Consider the following 22,710-nt stretch of genomic DNA (forward strand, 5'->3'; position numbering starts at 1 on the left):
ACATTACCGAGCAAAGTCAGCCCGCATTATCGCAAAGCATGAACGATAGAAATCATGCCGTAATGCCGCACAAGGAGCCTTCAATGAGCCAGGATAAAATCGAGGTTAAACAGCTTGATAAAAAAGCCTCACGAACGACCCACAAACAAAGCGGCGATCGATTTAATCCCAGCAATCGAATTTATGTGCGCGAAAGTAAAGGCAGTTACCAAAAACTGCGCCGCTATGGCGGCTGGTTTCTGCTGATTCTGTTTGCTGGTCTGCCGTGGATTCGCTATGGCGATCGTCAAGCAATCTTGCTCGATATCGGTCAGCAACAATTTAACTTCTTCGGTACCACTCTTTACCCACAAGACCTAACGCTACTGGCACTACTGTTTGTCATCGCCGCCTTTGCTCTATTTTTTATCACCACCTTTTTAGGCCGCGTATGGTGCGGATACCTCTGCCCACAAACCGTTTGGACATTTATGTATATCTGGTTTGAAGAAAAGCTTGAAGGCAGCGCCAATAAACGCCGCAAGCAAGATGAGGGCAAACTCACCGCCAATCTTGCGCTGCGTAAAACCGCCAAACACATCGCATGGTGGCTGATTGCGCTGATCACCGGCTTCACTTTTGTCGGCTACTTTACGCCGATTAATCAGTTAGTGGTGCAGTTCTTCACCTTAGATGCGGGGTTCTGGCCGATATTTTGGGTGCTATTTTTTGCGGTTTGTACTTATGGCAACGCGGGTTGGATGCGCTCGATCATGTGTATTCACATGTGCCCCTATGCACGCTTTCAATCTGCGATGTTTGATAAAGACACCTTTATTGTTGGCTACAACCGCACACGCGGGGAACAACGGGGGCCACGTTCACGCAAAGCCGACCCTAAAACTCTCGGACTGGGCGATTGTATCGACTGCGATCTGTGTGTTCAGGTCTGTCCAACCGGCATCGATATTCGCGATGGTTTGCAGTATGAATGCATCAACTGCGGCGCATGTATCGATGCTTGTGATAACACTATGGATAGGATGGGCTATGACAAAGGCCTCATCAGCTACACAACCGAACATCAGCTTTCCGGCAATAAAACTCAAGTGCTCAGACCCAAATTGCTCGGTTATGGCGCCATTTTACTGATTATGATTGGCCTGTTCTTTACTCAAGTGGCGAACGTCGACCCTGCAGGGCTTAGCGTCCTGCGCGATCGTAACCAGCTTTCACACATCAATAATGCCGGGGAAATCGCCAACACCTACACGTTAAAAATCATCAATAAGACCCAACAGCCGCAACAATACCAACTCAGCGTCACTGGGCTTACCGAGCCAACTTGGTACGGCAAGCAAGTGGTCACCGTTAACCCCGGCGAAGTCCTGAGCTTACCGATGAGCCTTGGTGTTGCCCCCGAAAATCTCTCCTCACCTGTGGCGAAAATTCAGTTTATACTGTCTGGCACAAACGATTTTCAGATCGCTGTCGAAAGCCGATTTATCAAAAAGTTATAATCACTTCGGTACGCGATTTACAACGGAAAAGGCTTAGCAATAAGCCTTTTGTTGCTATGACTAATAACACCGCTTTTCACTTTGACACTCTAACACCCGATTTTATGTGGTATGCGCTGGAAAGCGTTGGTATTCGCGCTGAATCCGGTTTTTTGCCGCTCAATAGTTACGAAAACCGCGTCTATCAATTTAGCGACGAAGACAAACAGCGCTACGTAGTGAAGTTTTATCGTCCGCAACGTTGGAGCGAACAACAGATTCAGGAAGAGCACGACTTTACTCTCGAGCTGCTTGACGCCGAGATTCCTGTTGCGCCTCCAGTGCGGATCAACGGGCAAACCTTACATCACTACAATGGCCATTTATTTGCGCTGTTTGCCAGTGTCGGTGGTCGCCAATTTGAAGTCGATAACTTGGATCAACTTGAAGGTGTTGGGCGCTTTCTTGGTCGTATTCACAAAGTAGGCAGCCGCACAACTTTTGCGCATCGACCAACCCTTGGGTTACAAGAGTATTTGTACCAACCTCGTGATGTGCTGCAAAACTCCAACTTTATTCCTTTGCACTTGGAATCAGCATTTTTTAACGACTTAGATCTATTAATCAAAGCGTTAGAAAACCATTGGCCAAAAGAGTCTTCCTCAATCATTCGCCTACATGGCGATTGCCACCCTGGCAACATTTTGTGGCGTGACGGACCGATGTTTGTCGATCTCGATGACAGTCGAAACGGGCATGCCGTGCAAGACCTATGGATGCTATTAAGCGGAGAACGCCACGAAAAATTGATGCAGCTCGATGTGATTTTGGAAGCGTATCAAGAGTTTTGTGATTTTAATCACGCCGAATTGAAACTAATCGAGCCTTTAAGGGGTCTACGAATGGTGCACTATATGGCATGGTTAGCAAAACGGTGGCACGACCCAGCATTTCCCGTTGCATTTCCTTGGTTTAATGATCCAAAGTATTGGGAAAATCAGGTGCTCGCCATTAAAGAACAGCTGGCTGCATTAGAGGAAACACCATTGTCACTAATGCCTCAGTGGTAGTAGGCTATCGCCGATAATAAAATCAAATGGAGAAAGAAATGAAAAAACTGTTTGCCCTTGTCGCAACTCTTATGCTGAGCCTAACGGTTCATGCCGCTCAATTTAAAGAAGGCGAACACTACAAAGTGATCGATGGCCTAGAACAAACTAAAACTCCAACCGTAACTGAGTTTTTCTCTTTCTACTGCCCACACTGTAATCACTTTGAACCTATCATTCAGGAGCTAAAACAGCACCTACCAGCAGATGCGACTTTCATTAAAAACCACGTATCGTTTATGGGCGGCAACATGGGTAAATCCATGAGCAAAGCTTACGCGACTATGGTGGCCCTGAAAGTTGAAGACAAAATGATTCCAGTGATGTTTAACCGCATTCACAATCTGCGTAAGCCACCAAAAAATGATGCCGAGCTACGTCAAATCTTCGTTGATGAAGGTATTGATGGTAAGAAATTTGATGCGGCATTTAACGGCTTTGCGGTTGATTCCATGGTGCGCCGCTTTGACAAACAGTTCCAAGATGCGGGCCTACAAGGTGTTCCAAGCGTGGTTGTGAACAATAAATACCTAGTTCAAGCACAAACACTGAAAACCGAAGACGAGTACTTTGATCTGGTTAACTTCCTATTGAAGAAAAAATAAAGCCTGCCGCCATCTCGGCGTCACGCATTAAAAAAGGAGCCGAAAGGCTCCTTTTTTATTTGTGCGCTTCCAGCAAAGAATCATCCACTTCGACACCGTGATGAACGCGCTGCAGACGTAAATCTTTTTGCTGCCAAACCTCATCAAGCCATAAGCGAAATTGGCGTTTAAATTTCTTATCGTTGAAATAATCACCTTGCACACGCTCATCAACGGGGAGTTGGCGCACATGAACGACAATCGAGGTCATTTTACCCATCAAGAGATCGCGAAATGGTAACGTCTGATTGTTAGGGTAGGCGAGGGTCACATCCAAAATGCTATCAAATTGCTCGCCCATCGCCGCTAACGTATACGCGATGCCACCCGACTTAGGTTGCAACAGATGTTGGTACCCACTAGCTGATTTGGCGCGTTTTTGCTGAGTGAAACGCGTGCCTTCAACATAATTCACCACAGTAGTTGGTTGATAAGCAAACTTTGCGCATGAACGCCGTGTGGTCGCTAAATCTTGACCACGTTTCTCGGGATGACGAATTAAGTACTCACGTGAATAACGACGCATAAATGGCATATCCAATGCCCAACAAGCCATACCGATAAAAGGTACGTACAACAGTTGCTGCTTGAGGAAAAATTTTGGCATCGGAATGCGATCTTTAAACACGCAACAAAGGACTACGATATCCGTCCAACTCAAATGATTGCAAATCAGCAGGTACCAAGACTCTTTACTCAGTCCTTCAATACCTTCGATTTGCCAATCGACCGAGTTGGAGGTTTTTAATATCCAGCTGTTTACCGTTGCCCATATCCACATGATCTTATTGGCAAATCGCGTTGCGAACGCTTTAAGTTTGTCACTAGGAAGCAGTATTTTTACGATCGCGATCAAACAAATAACAATCGAACACAATGCCGAATTAATAATCACAAGAAAAACGTTAAGAATGAGTAACAAGTACGCCAACATATTTACAACACGAAGTTCGGATAATAATTGAGCGGGTCATTATACAAATGAATCCCCAGTTTGGAATCGCTGATGGAATGGTCAGAGTAGTCAAACTGATACACAAAAAGGAAAACACCATGAGAAAGCACCATGTCGGGTTACTGCTTTGCCTGTGCAGCTCACCGAGCTGGGCAGAGCTCGCCGATCACGGCGGGCTAAGCGGAGAGTTATCGGTTCTGGCTGGATACGCTCAACAAAAATCCCAACTCAATACTGGAACCAACCCGATTCTCACCGATTTTAACCAATCAGCATCTAGCGATAGTAAAAGCTTTGCCGCACCGCTTGGAAATCTTAAGTACACATTTGGCAGCAGTTTAGAAAAACAAGTCTACATCGGTACATCACGTGATGACGTCGCGGTAGGGACACTGGCCGCAGAGATTGGTTATAAAGAAGCCTTTCCTGATGGTATGGTCGTCGATGTTTCCTACCTACCAACCGTGTTAAATGGGGAAGCGTGGAAAGACCCGTTTGTCACCGGTAGTAAGCGCCATGATACTGATGTCAATGGCAATGCCTTTCGCCTCAAAGTAAACAAGCTGTTCGGGTCTGTCTTCTCAATTGACACCGCTTATACTCAAAAAGACGTTCACAGCGAGCATTCCGGTGAGTACTTAGGCCTGAGCGAACAGCAGCAGCGCCTACTTGGGCGTGATAGCACGGCGGTATACATTAAGGGTAGTGCTGCGCTGCGTTTTCCAACCATGACCTTTGTCAGCCCATCTTTGGAATTCATCGATAGCACCGCCGATGGCGAGGCAATGTCATTTCGCTCGTATGGCGGTGAACTGTCGATATTTCAGTTTCTACCCCAGCAACGCATTGGCCTAACTTTAGGCTACAGCCAGCGGGATTACTCCGCCAACCACCCGGTATTTGATACCAAACGCTCAGACGAACAACTGAAGTTGTTTTTGGCTTATGAATACTCGGTAACACCATTGTGGTCGATCGTCTCATTTGCTGGCTATAACGCCACCGACTCCAACATCAAATTTTATGAAGAAGACAGCTATTTGGTAGCGCTTGGGGTTAACTTTAAATTTTAGAGCTGGGTCATACCGATTGCGCAGTCAACTGGCGTAGCAATCGGTCCATCGCGCGATAACCCAAGGCTTCAGCAAGATGGGATTTTTGAATATCGGACTCACCCGCTAAATCGGCAATGGTACGGGCAACCTTAATAATGCGATGATACGCGCGAATCGACAGCCCGAGTTGATGCAGGGCATTTTCTAAAAAGCGCGCATCTTGTTTATCCAGCGGACAATAGCGTTCAATCTCTTGGCTGCTAAGCAGTGCATTGACTTTACCACTGCGCGTAAGCATGGTTTGCCTGGCAGCTAAAACACGTTGTTTCACCGTTTGGGTGGTTTCTCCGCGCTCACCACCCTGTGCTAACGTTCCTTTGGGAAGAGCTGGGATTTCCAGCGACATATCAAACCTGTCGAGCAACGGCCCCGAAAGGCGGCTTAAATAGCGCAGAATCATTTGAGGGTTCGTTCGCGCTTGGTTGCCTTCGTAATAGCCGGTGGGGCTAGGGTTTAATGCCCCAATCAATTGAAAGCGAGCCGGAAAACGCGTTTTGCCTTGTGCGCGAGAAATGATGATTTCGCCAGATTCCAGCGGCTCGCGCAGTGAATCAAGCACTTTACGTTCAAATTCCGGCATTTCATCAAGAAACAGTAATCCGTTATGGGCCAATGATATTTCACCCGGCCTCGGTACACTGCCACCACCCACCAAAGCGGCCATCGAACTGGAGTGATGCGGCGCTCGAAACGGACGACGTTTCCAGTTGTAGATATTGATATCTTGTTGAATCAAAGACGCCACCGCTGCGGTTTCCATCGCTTCTTGCTCATCCATTTCCGGGAGCAAATCGCACAGCCGCGAAGCGAGCATGGTTTTACCAGTACCCGGCGGCCCTAGAAACAGCAAGTTGTGAGAGCCTGCCGCCGCGATTTCCAAAGCACGCTTACCTTGCTGCTGACCAATAATATCCTGCAGATCTCGTGATGGTGGAGCCTGAACTTGCTGTTCGCTCGATTGATGCAGCCCTAACTCCTGCTGACCACATAACGCCGCGCACACTTGCAACAGCGACTGCGCCGACTGATGGCGCTCTTTACCCACCAAAGCAGCTTGGTCGCCATTATCATGCGGAACCACCAGCGAACGACGAGCATGACTGGCCGCAAGTGCTGCAGGCAATACACCTTTGACCGAGCGCAATTCCCCTGATAACGCCAGTTCACCAATAAACTCACGCTCAGCAAGTAGGGTATCCGGAATCTGTTCTGATGCGGCGAGAATCCCCAAAGCAATCGGTAAATCGAAACGTCCACCTTCTTTGGGTAAGTCCGCGGGCGCCAAATTGACGGTAATACGCTTAGCAGGAAATTCAAATTGCGAATTGATGATCGCACTGCGCACCCGATCGCGCGACTCTTTGACGGTCGTTTCCGGTAAACCCACCAAGGTAAAACCGGGCATCCCATTGCTAATATGTACCTCAACCGTTACCGGCGGTGCCTCAACGCCAACACTGGCGCGACTATAAATAATGGCTAGTCCCATATTTGAATACTCTTTCACAATCGCACACTGGAAGCAGTAAGGTGCTCAAGAACTTAAGATTGTTCTAATCTTGCCTGTAATACAGTTGAAAGAATCTGAAAAAAGAATGAGTTTTTGCTTGTCAGGTAACGGATTTGTGTGATACCACTAGAGACGCAAACAAAATCGTATCAAATTTACGCACAATGTCTGGTTTTTACTCTCAGGCAGTGACGTAGAAATTAACACAACAAAGATATTGAAATGAACTTCTCTATTCGCCTAAACGCACTGATTCTCCTGATTATCGTGGTCATTATTGACACCACGCGGGGGCTTGTGGGCGAAAGATAACCACTGAATCACAAAGAAACCCCCGCACTGAAAAGTCCGGGGGTTTTTTTACAAGTTGAGCTCAACCAAGAAGCACATTTTGATAACACAATAATCAAGTCTGACAGGAACACAACGGGAGCGCACATGACGTGCAATATCACACAACATCGCAATAAGCGAAGCACGGGAGGTTACGATGACAGGAGCTGAATTAGTCGTAACAGCATTGCAGCAGCAAGGCATCAAGCAAGTGTTCGGCTATCCAGGCGGCGCAATCATGCCGATCTACGATGCCCTTTATGACGGAGGCGTTGAACACATCCTTTGCCGACATGAACAAGGCGCCGCCATGGCTGCTATTGGCATGGCAAGAGCAAGTCAAGAAGTGGCCGTGTGCATGGCAACTTCAGGACCAGGGGCAACCAACCTAGTTACCGGTTTAGCCGACGCACTGCTCGATTCCATCCCAATTGTTGCCATCACAGGCCAAGTCGCCAGCTCTCATATCGGTACCGATGCCTTCCAAGAAATGGATGTGATCGGCATGTCTCTTTCCTGTACTAAACACAGCTATCTCGTTACCGACATCAATGAACTTGCACCAACGCTAGCCGAAGCGTTTGAAGTTGCGAAAACCGGCCGTCCGGGTCCTGTATTAGTCGATATAGCCAAAGATGTTCAACTTGCCGCAGCGCCAGTTAGTGTGCTCCCGAAATTTACTCCACCGTGTGACATTCCTGAAATTAGCTCTCAAGAATTAGCCGAAGCGCAACGCTTGCTCGCCGCCAGTGAACGCCCGGTCCTGTATGTTGGTGGCGGAGTTCAGTTATCAAAAGCCACTGAATGTGTGCGCGAGTTTCTGCGCTTAAACCCGATGCCAGCCGTCAGTACCTTAAAAGGTCTTGGCACTATCGAACGCCACGACCCACACTATTTGGGTATGCTTGGCATGCACGGCACCAAAGCCGCCAACTTAGTGGTTCAAGAGTGTGATTTGTTGATCGTTGTCGGCGCGCGTTTCGATGACCGCGTGACTGGTAAGCTCGATACTTTCGCTCCGCACGCTAAAGTAATTCACATCGATATCGACGCCGCAGAGATTCATAAGTTACGTCGTGCCAACGCACCACTGCGCGGTGATATCAAAGATTTGCTGCCACATCTTGAATTGACTCAAGACATTACCCCTTGGGTAACACACAGCGAGAGCCTGCGTAGCGGCTTCAAATGGCGTTATGACCATCCGGGCGATCTGATTTATGCACCACTGCTACTTAAACAGCTCTCAGACATGATGCCAGACTCCACGGTCGTTTCGACCGATGTCGGCCAACACCAGATGTGGGCAGCCCAGCATATTCAGCCACGTGCGCCGCAAAATTTCATCACTTCGGCAGGCCTTGGCACTATGGGCTTTGGCTTACCTGCAGCAATGGGCGCAGCCGTAGCCCGTTCGCAAGATCAGTCGGTACTGATCACTGGCGATGGTTCTTTTATGATGAACATTCAAGAACTTGGCACACTTAAGCGCCGTAAAATCCCAGTTAAAATCGTACTGCTTAATAACCAACGCTTAGGCATGGTTCGTCAATGGCAATCTCTGTTCTTTGATGGTCGCCACAGTGAAACCATTCTTGATGACAACCCAGATTTCGTCATGCTGGCAAAAGCATTTGATATTCCGGGCAAAACCATCACCCGTAAAGAAGAAGTGGAGCCAGCGCTTAAAGAGATGTTGGCAAGCGACAGCGCTTATCTGCTACATGTATTAATTGATGAAGAAGAAAATGTTTGGCCATTGGTCCCACCGGGCGCGTCAAACAGCGATATGTTGGAGAACACCTGATATGGAAAGATACTTACTGGACATCAAAGCCGATGACAAACCGGTGCTATTAGAACGTGTTCTTCGCGTCATCCGTCATCGTGGTTTCATCATTAAACAAGTCGCGGCAACGCAAAACCATGCCAGCAAAGTGGCAAGTGTTGAAATCATCGTCGACAGTGACAGACCGATCTCGTTCATCACCAATCAGATTGAAAAGTTATGGGATGTGCGTAGCGTTGAAGTGATAAAAATCGCCAATGATGAGTTGCCAAACAACAACTTGCAGCAACAAGTCTACGCATAAAACCACTACTTCGACGGCGTAATAGCGCCGCCAACGGTCATCAAAGCAGTGAGTCTAAAGGCTGCTTCAATAGATTACATTCGGCCAGCGAACGTTGCTGGTCGAGCATAAAATTACACACCGCTTATTTTGGCCGATGCCAAGGCACCACTAAAGATAAGTGGAGCAGGGGAGCAAAGCGTCCCTGCGAGCAATAAGCAATCAGGAGAAATAAGGAAATGCCAAAATATCGTTCAGCCACCACCACCCACGGGCGTAACATGGCGGGGGCTCGTGCACTGTGGCGCGCCACTGGTGTAAAAGAGGAAGACTTCGGTAAACCAATTATCGCCGTGGTGAACTCCTTCACCCAATTCGTACCAGGCCACGTACATCTGAAAGATCTTGGCCAGTTAGTGGCTCAAGAAATCGAACAAGCAGGCGGGATTGCCAAAGAATTTAATACCATTGCCGTGGATGACGGCATCGCAATGGGTCACGGCGGCATGCTCTACTCGCTGCCTTCACGTGAACTAATCGCTGACTCAGTCGAATACATGGTGAACGCTCACTGCGCCGATGCCATGGTGTGTATTTCTAACTGTGACAAAATCACTCCGGGGATGCTGATGGCAGCAATGCGCATCAATATTCCAGTGATCTTTGTTTCTGGCGGCCCAATGGAAGCGGGTAAAACTAAGCTTTCTGACCAAATCATCAAACTCGACTTAGTCGATGCCATGATCCAAGGTGCCGATCCAAAAGTTTCCGATGCACAAAGCGAACAAATCGAGCGCTCAGCTTGCCCAACTTGTGGTTCTTGCTCAGGTATGTTTACCGCCAACTCGATGAACTGTTTGACCGAAGCTCTTGGTCTATCGCAGCCGGGTAACGGTTCAATGCTGGCAACTCACGCCGATCGCAAAGAGCTATTCGTTAATGCAGGTAAACGAATCGTCGAACTGACCAAGCGTTACTACGAGCAAGACGATGAAACCGCGTTGCCACGTAACATTGCAACCAAAGATGCGTTTGAAAATGCGATGGCTCTGGATATTGCCATGGGCGGTTCAACCAACACCGTACTTCACCTGCTTGCCGCAGCGCAGGAAGGAGAAGTTAATTTTGACATGACCGACATCGACCGTATGTCGCGCCAAATTCCACACCTGTGTAAAGTGGCGCCATCAACTCAAAAATACCATATGGAAGATGTACACCGCGCGGGCGGCGTCGTGGGTATTTTAGGCGAACTGAATCGTGCGGGCCTATTACATAACCAAGCGAAAACCGTACTTGGCCTTAACTGGAACGAGCAATTGGCTCAATACGACATCATGCAAACTGAGTCGCAAGCGGTGAAAGATTTCTATCGCGCGGGTCCTGCAGGCATTCGTACCACACAAGCTTTCTCGCAAGATTGCCGCTGGGAAACGTTGGATGACGACCGTGAACAAGGTTGTATTCGCACCAAAGAGCACGCCTTTAGCCAAGACGGTGGTCTTGCAGTACTCAAAGGTAATATTGCTCTCGATGGCTGTATCGTTAAAACCGCAGGTGTGGATGAAAGCATTCTCAAGTTCCAAGGCCCTGCCGTGGTATTTGAAAGCCAAGAAGATGCGGTAGAAGGCATTCTCGGCGGTAAAGTTAAAGCTGGTGATGTCGTCGTAATTCGCTACGAAGGACCAAAAGGTGGCCCGGGTATGCAAGAGATGCTCTACCCAACCACTTACCTCAAATCAATGGGCTTAGGTAAAGAGTGTGCGCTTTTGACCGATGGTCGATTCTCTGGTGGTACATCAGGCCTTTCGATTGGTCATGCTTCTCCAGAAGCAGCCAACGGCGGTGCGATTGGTTTAGTGAAAAATGGCGATACCATTTCTATCGATATTCCAAATCGTACCATTAGCTTGGACGTGTCCGAGCAAGAAATGGCCGAGCGCCGCGCAGAGCAAGATAAGCTCGGCTGGAAACCGGTTGATCGTCAGCGTGAAGTCTCTTTTGCACTGAAAGCTTACGCCAGCATGGCCACCAGCGCGGATAAAGGGGCAGTACGAGACAAATCTAAGCTAGAGGACTAGCCAAATGAGCGACGAACAATCAGGGAGTGAATGTCAATCTGGCGCAGATTATCTGCGCCAAATCCTAAGAGCCCCTATCTATGAAGTGGCGAGCGTTACGCCACTTCAAGACATGCCAAGACTATCGGAACGCATTCACAATCAAGTGCAATTAAAACGTGAAGATCGCCAGCCAGTGCATTCATTTAAACTGCGCGGCGCCTACAATATGGTGTCGAGTTTAGATGAACAGCAAAAAGCGGCAGGGGTTATTGCCGCCTCAGCGGGCAACCACGCACAAGGCATGGCGTTATCCGGCACCAAACTCGGCATTAAAACCATTATCGTTATGCCTAAAACTACTCCAGACATCAAAGTCGATGCTGTGCGCAGTTTCGGCGGAGAAGTGGTTCTACATGGCAGTAATTTTGACGAAGCAAAAGCAGAAGCGGAACGCTTATCTGCCCTGCACGGCTATACCTTTGTGCCACCGTTCGACCATCCATTGGTGATCGCCGGGCAGGGCACCATAGGCATGGAAATGCTGCAGCAAAACGGCCACCTAGATTACATTTTTGTTCCGGTTGGCGGTGGTGGCCTTGCGGCTGGCGTGGCGGTTCTTATCAAACAGTTAATGCCAGAAATCAAAGTGATCGCGGTTGAGCCTGAAGATTCCGCTTGCCTTAAAGCTGCATTAGACGCGGGCGAGCCCGTAGTGCTTGATCAAGTCAGCATGTTTGCCGATGGCGTGGCAGTAAAACGTATTGGTGACGAAACCTTCCGTCTGTGCCAAAAATACCTCGATGGCCATGTGTGTGTCTCAAGCGATGAAATCTGCGCTGCAGTCAAAGATATTTTTGAAGATACTCGCGCTATCGCTGAGCCATCTGGCGCTTTGGCTCTTGCTGGACTAAAAAAATACGCCGAGCAGCAACAACTTAAAGACCAGAAATTGGCAACCGTGTTGTCAGGTGCGAATACCAATTTCCACGGCTTACGCTACGTTTCAGAGCGCTGTGAGCTTGGTGAAAAACGTGAAGGCTTACTTGCAGTCACGATTCCAGAACGACAAGGGGCGTTTCTCGAGTTTTGTAACTTGATTGGCGGTCGAGCAGTAACAGAGTTTAACTACCGCTACGGTGACGACGAACTGGCAAATATCTTTGTCGGTGTCCGTTTGCAAAACGGCCAACAAGAACTCGACAGCATCATTAAGGATTTACGCGAAGGCGGTTATCCAGTGGTCGATTTGTCAGAAGATGAAATGGCGAAACAACACATTCGCTATATGATCGGCGGTAAACCTTCAAAACCTATGAATGAGCGTTTGTATAGTTTTGAATTTCCTGAATATCCTGGTGCATTGCTGCGCTTTTTACGCGTTCTCACCACCCACTGGAATATCAGCTTATTCAACTACCGCAATCACGGCGCCGACTACGGCCGCGTATTGTGTGCCTTTGAATTGGACGATAGCGATTTAAGCGAATTTTCTGCCCATCTACGAGAGCTGGATTATCAATACAAAGATGAGTCAGCAAACCCGGCGTATAAATTCTTCTTATCCAAATAACCAAATAAGCATTTCAAGCCGCCGCAGGGCGGCTTTTTTGTGCCTCGATTATCTAAATAGCAGGCAAAAAAATCCCGCCTTTCACAGCGGGGAAGCCCAAGAAAATTGGAGAAGATAGTCTAGCGCTATCGAACAAAGGAGGTGTCGGTCGATTAGGGTTCTTGCTCTTCTGAAATACCAGACCAGCAAAACACTTCCAGCCATATCCCGATTATGGTGGCCGCCATACCGAGCAGAGGCATGAGAGACCAACCCGAGGCTGGAACAACAAATAGAGCGCCGAAGCATACAATACAAAGAACTGAGTAGATGGTTAATCTATCAAGAACGGTTAACATCAGCGCTACCTCTTATGTTGCTAACTTGTTAAATAATTTAAAACAAAATGATCTCTTTGCCAAGGGATATTGAATATTTTTTCTCCAGCAGTATGATCACGGTCTTATCTTAGCAATATCGAAGTGATCATGACGTTCAATCCCGAATCAGCCAACCAAGTCTTAGCCGCTGAAGGCCTACGCTGTCCTGAGCCAGTAATGATGGTGAGAAAAACTATCCGCAATATGAAAAGCGGCGAAACCCTCTTGATCACCGCAGACGACCCATCGACAACTCGTGATATTCCAAGTTTCTGCCGCTTTATGGATCACCAGCTTATCGACTCGCAAACAGAAAGCTTGCCATACCAATACTTAATCAAAAAAGGCCTAGACTAAGCAAGGCTTTACTTACATCAATTAACAATAAAAAAGGCTGCCAATTGGCAGCCTTTTTCTATTCTTGGTCGGTAAATTGACGTTGATTCCGTTGCAACTGATCCACCTGTTTTCGCAGTGAACGCAGCTCCTCATGCATCGGAATAATATGGGCAACACGAATCCAAGCTTCAACCGTCAGCCCGGTCAAAATGAATGCGCCTGCAACCATAGGTAACCACATATCGGTTAACGCCATTCCCAACAAAGTTAACAGTAACCCAAAGGTAAACAAGTAACTTTGACTTCTCGGGGTCATCCCCATATAACGTGTCAGCATAATATTGCCCTCCCGCCACCGTTTACAGTGACGTTACCATGACAAGGATGACACAAATATGGCAAATATCACGCCGTTTACAGTAAATGCTTGATAACAAGACATCATTCAGTAAAAGCGAGAGTTAACTCACGCGTACAGAACAGAGCCTATCGCCAAACCGATAAACAGCACACAGGTAACGCGACGAATCCATTTGAGTGGTAATTTATCGGCTGATAGCTTACCGATCAACACGACAGGCACGTTGGCAAGTAGCATCCCGATAGTGGTACCAGCAATCACCCAAATCAACGCATCTGCGTAACGCGCACCAAGAATTGAGGTAGCAATTTGAGTTTTGTCACCGATTTCAGCGATAAAGAAAGCAATGAAGCTTGCCCAGAACGGATTACGCTCGGTAGGACAGCTTTCATCGTCTAATTTATCTGGCACTAAAATCCACAGCGCCACAGCAAAAAAGCTGGCCGCGACGACCCATTTTAGAACATCAGGTGAAATATAATCGGCGACTACGACACCAAGCCACGCAGCTAAAGCGTGATTAAAAATAGTGGCTAGGAAAATAGCGGCGATAATCGGCACTGGCTTGCGATAGCAACTGGCCAGCATTAACGACAAAAGTTGAGTTTTATCTCCGATTTCCGCCAAAGCAACGGTGGAGATAGAAATAGCAATAACGCTCACGACCTACTCAGTGGGGCAGGGATAATTATTTTAACCAAAGATAAACCTCGCCCCCCACCCCGGTTGACGATGCTTATCTAAGGTCTTGCCAAACTCACCCAAAGAGTGGTGATGAGTCTCAAACGCCATGGTGATTTTGCACCAATTATGTTGACGAAAGAACTTACTTCGCTGCTGCTCAATAAGTAGGCTACTCCCCAAAGATAGACGCCATTCTAATGAGCTACGCGCTAAATCTCAAGTGTAAACATGATCACAAAATGCCAATTCAGGGAAAACAGCGATTAAATGCAATAATTTCCATTAAAAGGAATAATTGACCACGATTTAGGCAAGATTAACCCTACTCCCACGCAGAATATCTCGGTATACTTGATCGTTATTTTTTCTCCATTCACAAAGAAGAATCGCGCGAACCTGACTATGCAAAAATACGATATCAAAACCTTTCAGGGTATGATCCTCGCGCTGCAGGATTATTGGGCCCAACAAGGCTGTACTGTAGTGCAACCTCTAGACATGGAAGTAGGTGCAGGAACCTCTCACCCAATGACCTGTTTACGCGCTCTTGGCCCAGAGCCAATTGCTGCGGCTTATGTTCAGCCATCACGTCGACCAACTGATGGTCGTTACGGCGAAAACCCGAACCGCCTGCAGCACTACTACCAGTTCCAGGTGATCATCAAACCATCACCAGACAATATCCAAGAACTCTACCTTGGCTCGCTTGAAGTACTGGGTGTTGACCCACAAGTCCACGACATTCGTTTCGTGGAAGACAACTGGGAAAACCCAACCTTGGGTGCTTGGGGCTTAGGCTGGGAAGTATGGCTAAACGGTATGGAAGTGACTCAATTTACTTACTTCCAACAAGTGGGTGGCCTTGAGTGTAAACCTGTTACAGGTGAAATCACTTACGGTATCGAACGTTTAGCAATGTATATTCAGGGTGTCGATTCGGTTTACGATTTGGTTTGGACAGATGGCCCTCTAGGCAAAGTGACCTATGGTGACATTTTCCACCAAAACGAAGTTGAGCAATCAACTTACAACTTCGAACACGCCGATGTTGATTTCCTCTTCACCTTCTTCGATCAATGCGAAAAAGAGTGTAAGAAACTGCTTGAGCTTGAAAAACCTCTGCCACTACCTGCCTACGAACGTATCTTGAAAGCGGGTCACGCATTTAACTTGCTTGATGCACGTAAAGCGATCTCTGTGACTGAGCGTCAACGCTACATTCTGCGCATTCGTAACCTGACGAAGTCGGTTGCAGAAGCTTACTACGCCTCTCGTGAAGCTCTTGGCTTCCCTATGTGTAAAAAGCCACAAGACAAGGCATAAGAGGAACAAGACATTATGGCAAAAGAATTTCTCATTGAACTTGGCACTGAAGAGCTTCCACCAACGCAACTGCGTACTTTGGCTGAAGCTTTTGCAAGTAACTTTGCTGCGGAACTCAAAACCGCTGACCTAGCGAACGACGGCATCACTTGGTATGCAGCGCCGCGCCGTTTAGCACTGAAAGTGGCTAACCTTGCTGAAGGTCAAGCCGATAAAGTGGTTGAAAAACGTGGTCCTGCGATTGCGGTTGCGTTTGACGCTGATGGCAATCCAACCAAAGCCGCGCAAGGCTGGGCTCGTGGTAACGGCATCACTGTTGAACAAGCAGATCGCCTAGTGACAGACAAAGGTGAATGGCTGCTGTTCAAACAAGAAGTGCAAGGCCAAAGCGCTAAAGACGTCGTGGTTGAATTGGCAGCAAAAGCACTGGCCAATCTGCCAATCGCAAAACCGATGCGCTGGGGTGACAAAGACACTCAATTTATTCGTCCGGTAAAAACTCTGACCATTTTATTTGGTGATGAACTGATTGAAGGCGAAATCCTTGGCGTACAATCGGCTCGTACGATTCGCGGTCACCGTTTTATGGGTGAAAAAGAGTTTACTATCGACTCTGCACAGCAATACCCAGCGCTACTTGAAGAGCGCGGTAAAGTCATGGCCGATTACGAAAAACGTAAAGCCATCATTGTCGCTGACGCGCAAAAAGCGGCGGCTGCCGTCGGTGGTGTCGCAGACCTTGAAGATGATTTGGTTGAAGAAGTCGCGTCACTGGTTGAATGGCCGGTGGTACTGACCGCGAAATTCGAAGAAGAATTTTTGAAAGTTCCTGCTGAAGCTTTGGTTTACACCATGAAAGGGGACCAAAAATACTTCCCAGTTTATGATGACAACAAAAAGCTGCTGCCAAACTTTATCTTCGTTTCTAACATTGAATCGAAAGAGCCTCGTCACGTTATTGAAGGTAACGAGAAAGTAGTTCGTCCACGTTTGGCTGATGCTGAGTTCTTCTTCAACACTGACCGTAAACGTCCGTTGATTGACCGCTTACCAGAACTCGATAACGCGATCTTCCAAAAACAACTTGGTACCATCAAAGATAAAACCGACCGCATCACTGAGTTGGCAGGTTATATCGCTGAGCAAATTGGTGCTGATGTTGAATTGTCTAAGCGTGCAGGTCTACTGGCTAAATGTGACCTAATGACCTCAATGGTGTTTGAATTTACCGACACTCAAGGTGTAATGGGTATGCACTACGCACGCCATGACGGTGAAAACGAACAAGTAGCACTAGCGCTAAACGAGCAATATATGCCACGTTTCGCCGGTGATGAACTGCCATCAAATGGCGTTTCAACCGCGGTTGCGATGGCGGATAAACTCGATACTATCGTGGGTATTTTCGGTATTGGCCAAGCGCCAAAAGGCTCAGATCCATTTGCACTTCGCCGTGCATCACTGGGCGTGCTACGTATTATCGTTGAGTACGGTTACAACCTTGATCTGACTGACCTTATCGCCAAAGCGAAATCGCTATTCGGTGATCGCCTCACCAACGACAATGTCGAAAGCGAAGTGATTGAGTTTATGCTTGGTCGTTTCCGCGCTTGGTACCAAGACGAAGGTTTCAGCGTTGATATCATTCAAGCAGTATTGGCGCGTCATCCAACCAAACCTGCTGATTTTGACCAGCGTGTTAAAGCGGTTTCACACTTCCGTGAGTTGGAAGCAGCGGAATCTCTTGCCGCGGCCAACAAACGTGTGGGTAACATTCTGGCTAAGTTTGACGGCGAGTTACCAGCTGACATCGATCTTGCTCTTCTACAAGAAGATGCTGAGAAAACTCTGGCTCAAAACGTTGAAGTCATGACTGAAGCGTTAGAACCAGCATTTGCAACGGGTAACTATCAAGAAGCATTAAGCAAACTTGCGGATCTGCGTGAGCCTGTTGATGCATTCTTTGATAACGTGATGGTAATGGCAGATGACGAAGCATTGAAAATCAACCGCTTAACTCTGCTTAATAACCTACGTAACCTGTTCCTACAAATCGCAGATATTTCACTACTGCAGAAATAATTCGCGCCAATAGGTTTTAACACCAGCCCAACTCATCGGAGTTGGGCTTTGTTTTTATGCCTGCCCCAAATTTGTGCTTGCCTGTTAACTAGATTGCGGTAAGGTCAGAGACGCATCGCCGTATGCAACGCTCAACCCGCCTGTTAAAACCGACAAAAATATTAGGTAACGTCATGCAGTTCTCGAAGTTTGGTGAAAAATTCAATCAGTATTCCGGTATTACTCAGTTAATGGATGATCTTAATGATGGTCTGCGCACTCCCGGCGCCATCATGCTCGGAGGTGGCAACCCAGCCGCCATTCCTGCGATGCTAGATTACTTCACCCAAGCCAGTGAGACACTACTTGGCAACGGACAATTGATTGCGGCGCTGGCCAACTATGATGGACCACAAGGCAAAGATGCTTTTGTGACATCATTGGCGCAGTTACTCAAGCAAACCTATGGCTGGGACATCAGCAGTAAAAATATCAGCCTAACCAACGGCAGCCAAAGTGGTTTCTTTTATCTGTTTAACCTCTTCGCCGGCCAGCAGCCTGATGGTTCCCACAAGAAAATTTTATTGCCCCTAGCACCGGAATACATTGGCTATGGTGACGCCGGTATTGATGAAGATATCTTTGTCTCTTATCACCCGGAAATCGAGCTACTAGACAATCGTCAGTTCAAATATCACGTTGATTTTGAACAGTTAAAAATTGATGACAGTGTGGCGGCGATCTGCGCATCAAGGCCAACCAATCCAACCGGTAATGTGCTCACCAATGAAGAAATCCGCAAATTGGATGAATTAGCGCGCGCCAATAATATTCCACTCCTGATCGACAACGCCTACGGCGTGCCTTTCCCAAATATTATTTTTGAGGATGTCGAACCATTTTGGAATGACAACACCATTCTGTGCATGAGCCTATCTAAACTAGGATTGCCCGGAGTGCGCTGCGGCATTGTTATCGCCAGTGAAGAGATTACCCAAGCACTGACCAATATGAACGGCATCATCAGTTTGGCTCCTGGCAGTGTCGGGCCGACCATCGCCAACCATATGATAGAGCAGGGTGACTTACTCAAACTCAGCAGTGAGGTGATCAAACCTTTCTATCAACACAAGTCGCAACGGGCGGTCGAACTGCTGCAAGCCGCGATTACCGATCCGCGTTTTCGAATTCATAAACCCGAAGGGGCGATTTTCTTATGGCTTTGGTTTGATGAACTGCCGATTACCACCATGGAATTGTATAAACGCCTTAAAGCGCGTGGCGTCTTAATCGTACCGGGTGAATATTTCTTTATCGGCCAAAAAGACGAGTGGGATCATGCCCATCAGTGTCTGCGCATGAACTATGTCCAAGATGATGACATGATGCAAAAAGGTATCGCGATTATTGCTGAAGAAGTGCAAAAAGCGTATCAACAGCGCTAAGTTATCGATAACAAAAAAGAGCGCCAATGGCGCTCTTTTTTTATGTAACTGAAGTGTTAACCTTCAATCAATTTTTGACCATTAATCGCAATTTTGCGGGGTTGCATCGCTTCTGGAATTTCACGTTCCAAATCGACGTGAAGGAGACCATTTTCCATTGCCGCGCCAGTGACTTTCACATAGTCGGCCAATTGGAATTTACGTTCAAAATCACGCTCAGCAATACCTTGATATACATAGTTTTTGCCTTCTTCTTCTTGGCGTTCACCACGTACGATCAGCATGTTTTCTTTCTGGGTGAGTTCGAGTTGGTCTTCAGCGAAGCCCGCCACAGCCATAGTGATGCGGTAATGATTCTCGTCTTTTTGCTCGATGTTGTATGGAGGGTAACCCGCCGAAGAGTTTTTGGCGCTGTTCGCTTCCATCAAGTTAAGTAGACGGTCAAAACCAATGGCATTACGGTATAGGGGTGCAAAATCTACATTACGCATAATTTCTATCCTCTTTAATTAAGCAATAGTCTCGATTCAGTAATGGTTGAATCAAGCATTCATCTCGACTTCCTCTGGCCTGCGCTCGGGGACAGTGCGATGAATGTATTTCCAAGTTGTGTGCTTTCCACGTCCTATTTCTCTGTTGAGCAAATAGGGAACCTTATTTTCAAAATAACGATTCAGGGACAAGCGTTACAGAGGCCCATTCGGCATCCTCTTCACAACTAGATATAAGGACGGTCCAAAACACTTTCAAGGAATTTTGGTGAAAAAATTTTTAATCAATTAATTTTCAATAAGTTAAAAACAAAAAAACACCGCCTAAAAAGGCGGTGTTTTGCTGTTATTTAGCGATAATTCCGTATCGGAACATCCATCTAAACGTCGAGGTTAGCCACTTTCAGAGCGTTCTCTTCGATAAAGTTACGACGCGGCTCAACTTGATCACCCATTAACGTCGTAAACAATTGATCAGCGCCAACTGCATCATCAATTGTAACTTGCATCATGCGACGAGTTTCTGGGTCCATAGTGGTTTCCCAAAGCTGATCCGGGTTCATTTCACCCAAACCTTTGTAGCGCTGAGTGCTTAGGCCACGACGTGATTCTTTGATAAGCCATTCAGTGGCTTGAACAAAGGTCGATACCGGTTGAGTACGCTCGCCACGTTGAACGTAAGCGCCTTCTTCAACCAAACCATCGAGAGCTTCAGAAACATCCGCCAGTTTGCCGTATTCTTTTGAGTTAAACAGATCCACACTCAATGCAAACTCATGCATCACACCATGGGTGCGAACCACGATTTTCGGTAAGTTCAAACCTAGCTCTAAGTGTTGTTCAACTTCATAGCTGTATTGGCTCGCGCCCACTTCTTTAGCATTGAGGTTTTCAACAATTTGCTTAGTCCAAGCTTCAACTTGCGCGGCATCGTGACACATTTCAGCGGTTAGGCGCGGCACGTACATAAATTCATGTACTAACGCGTATGGGTAGCGGCGACTCATACGCTCCACCAGCTTCACGGCAGAATTGTACTGTTGAACCAGTTTTTCCAAAGCTTCGCCAGTAAGCGCTGGAGCACTTGAGTTAACAAATAGAGATGCGTTATCCAGAGCCAAAGACGTTTGGTATTGGTTCATCGCTTCTTCATCTTTGATGTACTGCTCTTGTTTACCTTTCTTCACTTTGTAAAGCGGTGGCTGAGCAATATAGATGTAGCCGCGTTCAATCAGTTCTGGCATTTGACGGTAGAAGAAAGTCAATAGCAGGGTACGAATGTGCGAGCCGTCAACGTCCGCATCGGTCATGATGATGATGTTATGGTAACGCAGTTTCTCTGGGTTGTATTCGTCGCGACCAATACCACAACCAAGTGCAGTAATTAAGGTTGCAACTTCTTGAGAAGAAAGCATTTTATCGAAACGCGCTTTTTCTACGTTAAGGATTTTACCTTTCAGAGGTAGAATCGCTTGGTTCTTACGGTTACGGCCTTGTTTTGCGGAGCCGCCTGCCGAATCACCCTCCACTATGTAGAGTTCAGAAAGCGCTGGGTCTTTCTCTTGGCAATCCGCCAGTTTACCTGGTAGACCTGCTAAATCTAATGCGCCTTTACGACGAGTCATTTCACGAGCTTTACGCGCTGCTTCACGTGCACGGGCGGCATCGATGATTTTTGAACAAACGATTTTTGCTTCATTTGGATGCTCAACCAAGAACTCAGAGAGCTTTTCACCCATCGCAGATTCAACTGCCGATTTGACTTCAGAAGAAACCAATTTGTCTTTAGTTTGGCTTGAGAATTTTGGATCCGGTACTTTTACCGAAATAACCGCAGTCAAACCTTCACGCGCGTCATCACCCGATGTCGCTGCTTTGGCTTTTTTCGAATAACCTTCTTTGTCCATAAAGGTATTCAAAGTACGAGTCAATGCGCCGCGGAAACCAGCAAGGTGAGTACCACCATCACGTTGAGGGATGTTGTTGGTGAAACAGTAGATGTTTTCTTGGAAACCATCGTTCCACTGCATTGCCACTTCAACCGAGATGCCATCTTCACGCTCTGAGTTAAAGTGGAACACTTTATCGTGAATTGGCGTTTTGTTGGTATTTAGGTGAGTAACAAAGGCTTGAATACCACCTTCGTACATGAAGTGATCGTTTTTATCATCTTCACGCTCATCGCTTAATTTAATCGATACGCCGGAGTTAAGGAACGACAGCTCACGTAGACGCTTAGCTAGAATTTCGTAATGGAATTCGGTATCAGTAAACGTTTCGCCGCTTGGCCAGAAACGAATCATGGTACCAGTGTCTGCCGTGTCGCCGACCACAGCAAGTGGCGCGTCAGGAACACCATGGCGATAAGTTTGAGTGTGAATGTGACCACCGCGTTTGATGGTTAACTCAACTTTTTCAGATAGGGCGTTTACAACTGAAACACCAACACCGTGCAGACCACCAGAAACCTTGTACGAGTTATCGTCAAACTTACCACCAGCGTGAAGAACCGTCATGATTACTTCGGCAGCAGAGACTTTCTCTTCAGAGTGCATTTCGGTTGGAATACCACGACCATCATCAGAAACAGATACTGAGTTATCCTCATGGATCGTCACTACGATGTCTTTACAGTGACCTGCCAACGCTTCATCTATTGAGTTATCCACCACCTCAAAAACCATGTGGTGCAAACCGGTACCATCATCAGTGTCGCCGATGTACATTCCAGGACGCTTACGTACTGCGTCCAGACCCTTCAGTACTTTAATACTCGATGAATCGTAATTATCAGACAT

Annotated in this window: 20 protein-coding genes; 12 read left to right on the top strand and 8 right to left on the bottom strand. The window is 47.2% G+C overall.

The features are described from left to right. Positions 1-83: 83 nt before the first annotated feature. The 3 genes from ccoG to BLS03_RS20060 are packed head-to-tail and all read left to right on the top strand — an operon-like array spanning position 84 to position 3,192. A complete protein-coding gene (gene ccoG, locus BLS03_RS20050) occupies positions 84-1,499 on the top strand; it encodes a cytochrome c oxidase accessory protein CcoG (protein WP_093278223.1) in 1,416 nt (471 codons plus the stop codon). A gap of 56 nt (positions 1,500-1,555) precedes the next feature. Further along, positions 1,556-2,548 (top strand): serine/threonine protein kinase, encoded by a 993-nt coding sequence (locus tag BLS03_RS20055; RefSeq protein ID WP_093278225.1) that lies wholly within the window; start codon positions 1,556-1,558, stop codon positions 2,546-2,548. Positions 2,549-2,586: 38 nt separating this feature from the next. Further along, on the top strand, positions 2,587-3,192 hold the full coding sequence (locus BLS03_RS20060; protein ID WP_093278226.1) for a thiol:disulfide interchange protein DsbA/DsbL: 606 nt from the start codon (positions 2,587-2,589) through the stop codon (positions 3,190-3,192). A 55-nt stretch (positions 3,193-3,247) separates the two neighbouring features. Here BLS03_RS20060 and BLS03_RS20065 read toward each other — a convergent pair whose 3' ends face one another. After that, positions 3,248-4,165 carry an acyltransferase gene (locus BLS03_RS20065; RefSeq protein WP_093278229.1) on the bottom strand — a complete coding sequence of 306 codons (918 nt, stop codon included), beginning with the start codon at positions 4,163-4,165 and terminating at the stop codon, positions 3,248-3,250. Positions 4,166-4,284: 119 nt separating this feature from the next. On the opposite strand from BLS03_RS20065, the gene BLS03_RS20070 reads away from it, so the two are divergent. Beyond that, a complete protein-coding gene (locus BLS03_RS20070; RefSeq protein ID WP_176765649.1) occupies positions 4,285-5,259 on the top strand; it encodes a DUF2860 domain-containing protein in 975 nt (324 codons plus the stop codon). A 7-nt stretch (positions 5,260-5,266) separates the two neighbouring features. On the opposite strand, the gene BLS03_RS20075 is transcribed toward BLS03_RS20070, so the two are convergent. Beyond that, the gene (locus tag BLS03_RS20075; RefSeq protein ID WP_093278233.1) at positions 5,267-6,790 is read right to left on the bottom strand and encodes a YifB family Mg chelatase-like AAA ATPase; all 1,524 of its coding nucleotides are present in this window, start codon (positions 6,788-6,790) and stop codon (positions 5,267-5,269) included. 511 nt (positions 6,791-7,301) lie between these two features. Between BLS03_RS20075 and ilvG the strand changes: the two genes are divergently transcribed. From ilvG to ilvA, 4 genes are all read left to right on the top strand, one after another. Continuing rightward, positions 7,302-8,951 (top strand): acetolactate synthase 2 catalytic subunit, encoded by a 1,650-nt coding sequence (gene ilvG, locus BLS03_RS20080; protein WP_093278235.1) that lies wholly within the window; start codon positions 7,302-7,304, stop codon positions 8,949-8,951. Between the two features lies 1 nt (position 8,952). Further along, on the top strand, positions 8,953-9,237 hold the full coding sequence (gene ilvM, locus BLS03_RS20085; RefSeq protein ID WP_093278237.1) for an acetolactate synthase 2 small subunit: 285 nt from the start codon (positions 8,953-8,955) through the stop codon (positions 9,235-9,237). 218 nt (positions 9,238-9,455) lie between these two features. Further along, positions 9,456-11,297, top strand: coding sequence for a dihydroxy-acid dehydratase (gene ilvD, locus BLS03_RS20090; RefSeq protein ID WP_093278239.1), 1,842 nt, complete (start codon positions 9,456-9,458; stop codon positions 11,295-11,297). A gap of 4 nt (positions 11,298-11,301) precedes the next feature. Continuing rightward, positions 11,302-12,849 carry a threonine ammonia-lyase, biosynthetic gene (gene ilvA / locus BLS03_RS20095; RefSeq protein WP_093278241.1) on the top strand — a complete coding sequence of 516 codons (1,548 nt, stop codon included), beginning with the start codon at positions 11,302-11,304 and terminating at the stop codon, positions 12,847-12,849. Between the two features lie 152 nt (positions 12,850-13,001). Here ilvA and BLS03_RS20100 read toward each other — a convergent pair whose 3' ends face one another. Then, positions 13,002-13,187 (bottom strand): hypothetical protein, encoded by a 186-nt coding sequence (locus BLS03_RS20100; RefSeq protein ID WP_093278243.1) that lies wholly within the window; start codon positions 13,185-13,187, stop codon positions 13,002-13,004. A 129-nt stretch (positions 13,188-13,316) separates the two neighbouring features. Here BLS03_RS20100 and tusA point away from each other — a divergent pair, with 129 nt between their 5' ends. Beyond that, positions 13,317-13,565: a sulfurtransferase TusA gene (gene tusA, locus BLS03_RS20105; protein ID WP_093278245.1), complete on the top strand. Its 249-nt coding sequence runs from the start codon at positions 13,317-13,319 to the stop codon at positions 13,563-13,565. Positions 13,566-13,623: 58 nt separating this feature from the next. Here the strand turns inward: tusA and BLS03_RS20110 are convergent, their stop codons facing one another. From BLS03_RS20110 to BLS03_RS25720, 3 genes are all read right to left on the bottom strand, one after another. Next, positions 13,624-13,884 carry a hypothetical protein gene (locus tag BLS03_RS20110; RefSeq protein ID WP_093278246.1) on the bottom strand — a complete coding sequence of 87 codons (261 nt, stop codon included), beginning with the start codon at positions 13,882-13,884 and terminating at the stop codon, positions 13,624-13,626. A 129-nt stretch (positions 13,885-14,013) separates the two neighbouring features. Beyond that, positions 14,014-14,571 (bottom strand): TMEM165/GDT1 family protein, encoded by a 558-nt coding sequence (locus tag BLS03_RS20115; RefSeq protein ID WP_093278248.1) that lies wholly within the window; start codon positions 14,569-14,571, stop codon positions 14,014-14,016. A 30-nt stretch (positions 14,572-14,601) separates the two neighbouring features. Beyond that, positions 14,602-14,772, bottom strand: coding sequence for a hypothetical protein (locus BLS03_RS25720; protein WP_176765650.1), 171 nt, complete (start codon positions 14,770-14,772; stop codon positions 14,602-14,604). 222 nt (positions 14,773-14,994) lie between these two features. Between BLS03_RS25720 and glyQ the strand changes: the two genes are divergently transcribed. The 3 genes from glyQ to BLS03_RS20130 all read left to right on the top strand — a co-directional run bounded on the left by glyQ (position 14,995) and on the right by BLS03_RS20130 (position 19,421). Next, the gene (gene glyQ, locus BLS03_RS20120; RefSeq protein WP_093278250.1) at positions 14,995-15,915 is read left to right on the top strand and encodes a glycine--tRNA ligase subunit alpha; all 921 of its coding nucleotides are present in this window, start codon (positions 14,995-14,997) and stop codon (positions 15,913-15,915) included. A 15-nt stretch (positions 15,916-15,930) separates the two neighbouring features. Then, positions 15,931-17,997, top strand: a complete 2,067-nt coding sequence (gene glyS, locus BLS03_RS20125) for a glycine--tRNA ligase subunit beta (protein WP_093278252.1) — start codon at positions 15,931-15,933, stop codon at positions 17,995-17,997. A 173-nt stretch (positions 17,998-18,170) separates the two neighbouring features. Continuing rightward, positions 18,171-19,421 carry a valine--pyruvate transaminase gene (locus BLS03_RS20130; RefSeq protein WP_093278254.1) on the top strand — a complete coding sequence of 417 codons (1,251 nt, stop codon included), beginning with the start codon at positions 18,171-18,173 and terminating at the stop codon, positions 19,419-19,421. Positions 19,422-19,477: 56 nt separating this feature from the next. Here BLS03_RS20130 and BLS03_RS20135 read toward each other — a convergent pair whose 3' ends face one another. Together BLS03_RS20135 and gyrB are read right to left on the bottom strand one after the other, a co-directional pair. Continuing rightward, positions 19,478-19,912 (bottom strand): Hsp20 family protein, encoded by a 435-nt coding sequence (locus tag BLS03_RS20135; protein ID WP_093278256.1) that lies wholly within the window; start codon positions 19,910-19,912, stop codon positions 19,478-19,480. Positions 19,913-20,292: 380 nt separating this feature from the next. After that, positions 20,293-22,710, bottom strand: a complete 2,418-nt coding sequence (gyrB, locus tag BLS03_RS20140; RefSeq protein WP_093278258.1) for a DNA topoisomerase (ATP-hydrolyzing) subunit B — start codon at positions 22,708-22,710, stop codon at positions 20,293-20,295.

This window comes from Vibrio xiamenensis (assembly GCF_900100015.1).
Classification (GTDB): Bacteria; Pseudomonadota; Gammaproteobacteria; order Enterobacterales; family Vibrionaceae; genus Vibrio; species Vibrio xiamenensis.

What these genes read in the sequence shown, in the direction of transcription:
- ccoG (WP_093278223.1), top strand. Translation starts at nt 84, where the DNA reads ATGAGCCAGGATAAAATCGAGGTTAAACAGCTTGATAAAAAAGCCTCA.
- BLS03_RS20055 (WP_093278225.1), top strand. Translation starts at nt 1,556, where the DNA reads ATGACTAATAACACCGCTTTTCACTTTGACACTCTAACACCCGATTTT.
- BLS03_RS20060 (WP_093278226.1), top strand. Translation starts at nt 2,587, where the DNA reads ATGAAAAAACTGTTTGCCCTTGTCGCAACTCTTATGCTGAGCCTAACG.
- BLS03_RS20065 (WP_093278229.1), bottom strand. Translation starts at nt 4,165, where the DNA reads ATGTTGGCGTACTTGTTACTCATTCTTAACGTTTTTCTTGTGATTATT.
- BLS03_RS20070 (WP_176765649.1), top strand. Translation starts at nt 4,285, where the DNA reads ATGAGAAAGCACCATGTCGGGTTACTGCTTTGCCTGTGCAGCTCACCG.
- BLS03_RS20075 (WP_093278233.1), bottom strand. Translation starts at nt 6,790, where the DNA reads ATGGGACTAGCCATTATTTATAGTCGCGCCAGTGTTGGCGTTGAGGCA.
- ilvG (WP_093278235.1), top strand. Translation starts at nt 7,302, where the DNA reads ATGACAGGAGCTGAATTAGTCGTAACAGCATTGCAGCAGCAAGGCATC.
- ilvM (WP_093278237.1), top strand. Translation starts at nt 8,953, where the DNA reads ATGGAAAGATACTTACTGGACATCAAAGCCGATGACAAACCGGTGCTA.
- ilvD (WP_093278239.1), top strand. Translation starts at nt 9,456, where the DNA reads ATGCCAAAATATCGTTCAGCCACCACCACCCACGGGCGTAACATGGCG.
- ilvA (WP_093278241.1), top strand. Translation starts at nt 11,302, where the DNA reads ATGAGCGACGAACAATCAGGGAGTGAATGTCAATCTGGCGCAGATTAT.
- BLS03_RS20100 (WP_093278243.1), bottom strand. Translation starts at nt 13,187, where the DNA reads ATGTTAACCGTTCTTGATAGATTAACCATCTACTCAGTTCTTTGTATT.
- tusA (WP_093278245.1), top strand. Translation starts at nt 13,317, where the DNA reads ATGACGTTCAATCCCGAATCAGCCAACCAAGTCTTAGCCGCTGAAGGC.
- BLS03_RS20110 (WP_093278246.1), bottom strand. Translation starts at nt 13,884, where the DNA reads ATGCTGACACGTTATATGGGGATGACCCCGAGAAGTCAAAGTTACTTG.
- glyQ (WP_093278250.1), top strand. Translation starts at nt 14,995, where the DNA reads ATGCAAAAATACGATATCAAAACCTTTCAGGGTATGATCCTCGCGCTG.
- glyS (WP_093278252.1), top strand. Translation starts at nt 15,931, where the DNA reads ATGGCAAAAGAATTTCTCATTGAACTTGGCACTGAAGAGCTTCCACCA.
- BLS03_RS20130 (WP_093278254.1), top strand. Translation starts at nt 18,171, where the DNA reads ATGCAGTTCTCGAAGTTTGGTGAAAAATTCAATCAGTATTCCGGTATT.
- BLS03_RS20135 (WP_093278256.1), bottom strand. Translation starts at nt 19,912, where the DNA reads ATGCGTAATGTAGATTTTGCACCCCTATACCGTAATGCCATTGGTTTT.
- gyrB (WP_093278258.1), bottom strand. Translation starts at nt 22,710, where the DNA reads ATGTCTGATAATTACGATTCATCGAGTATTAAAGTACTGAAGGGTCTG.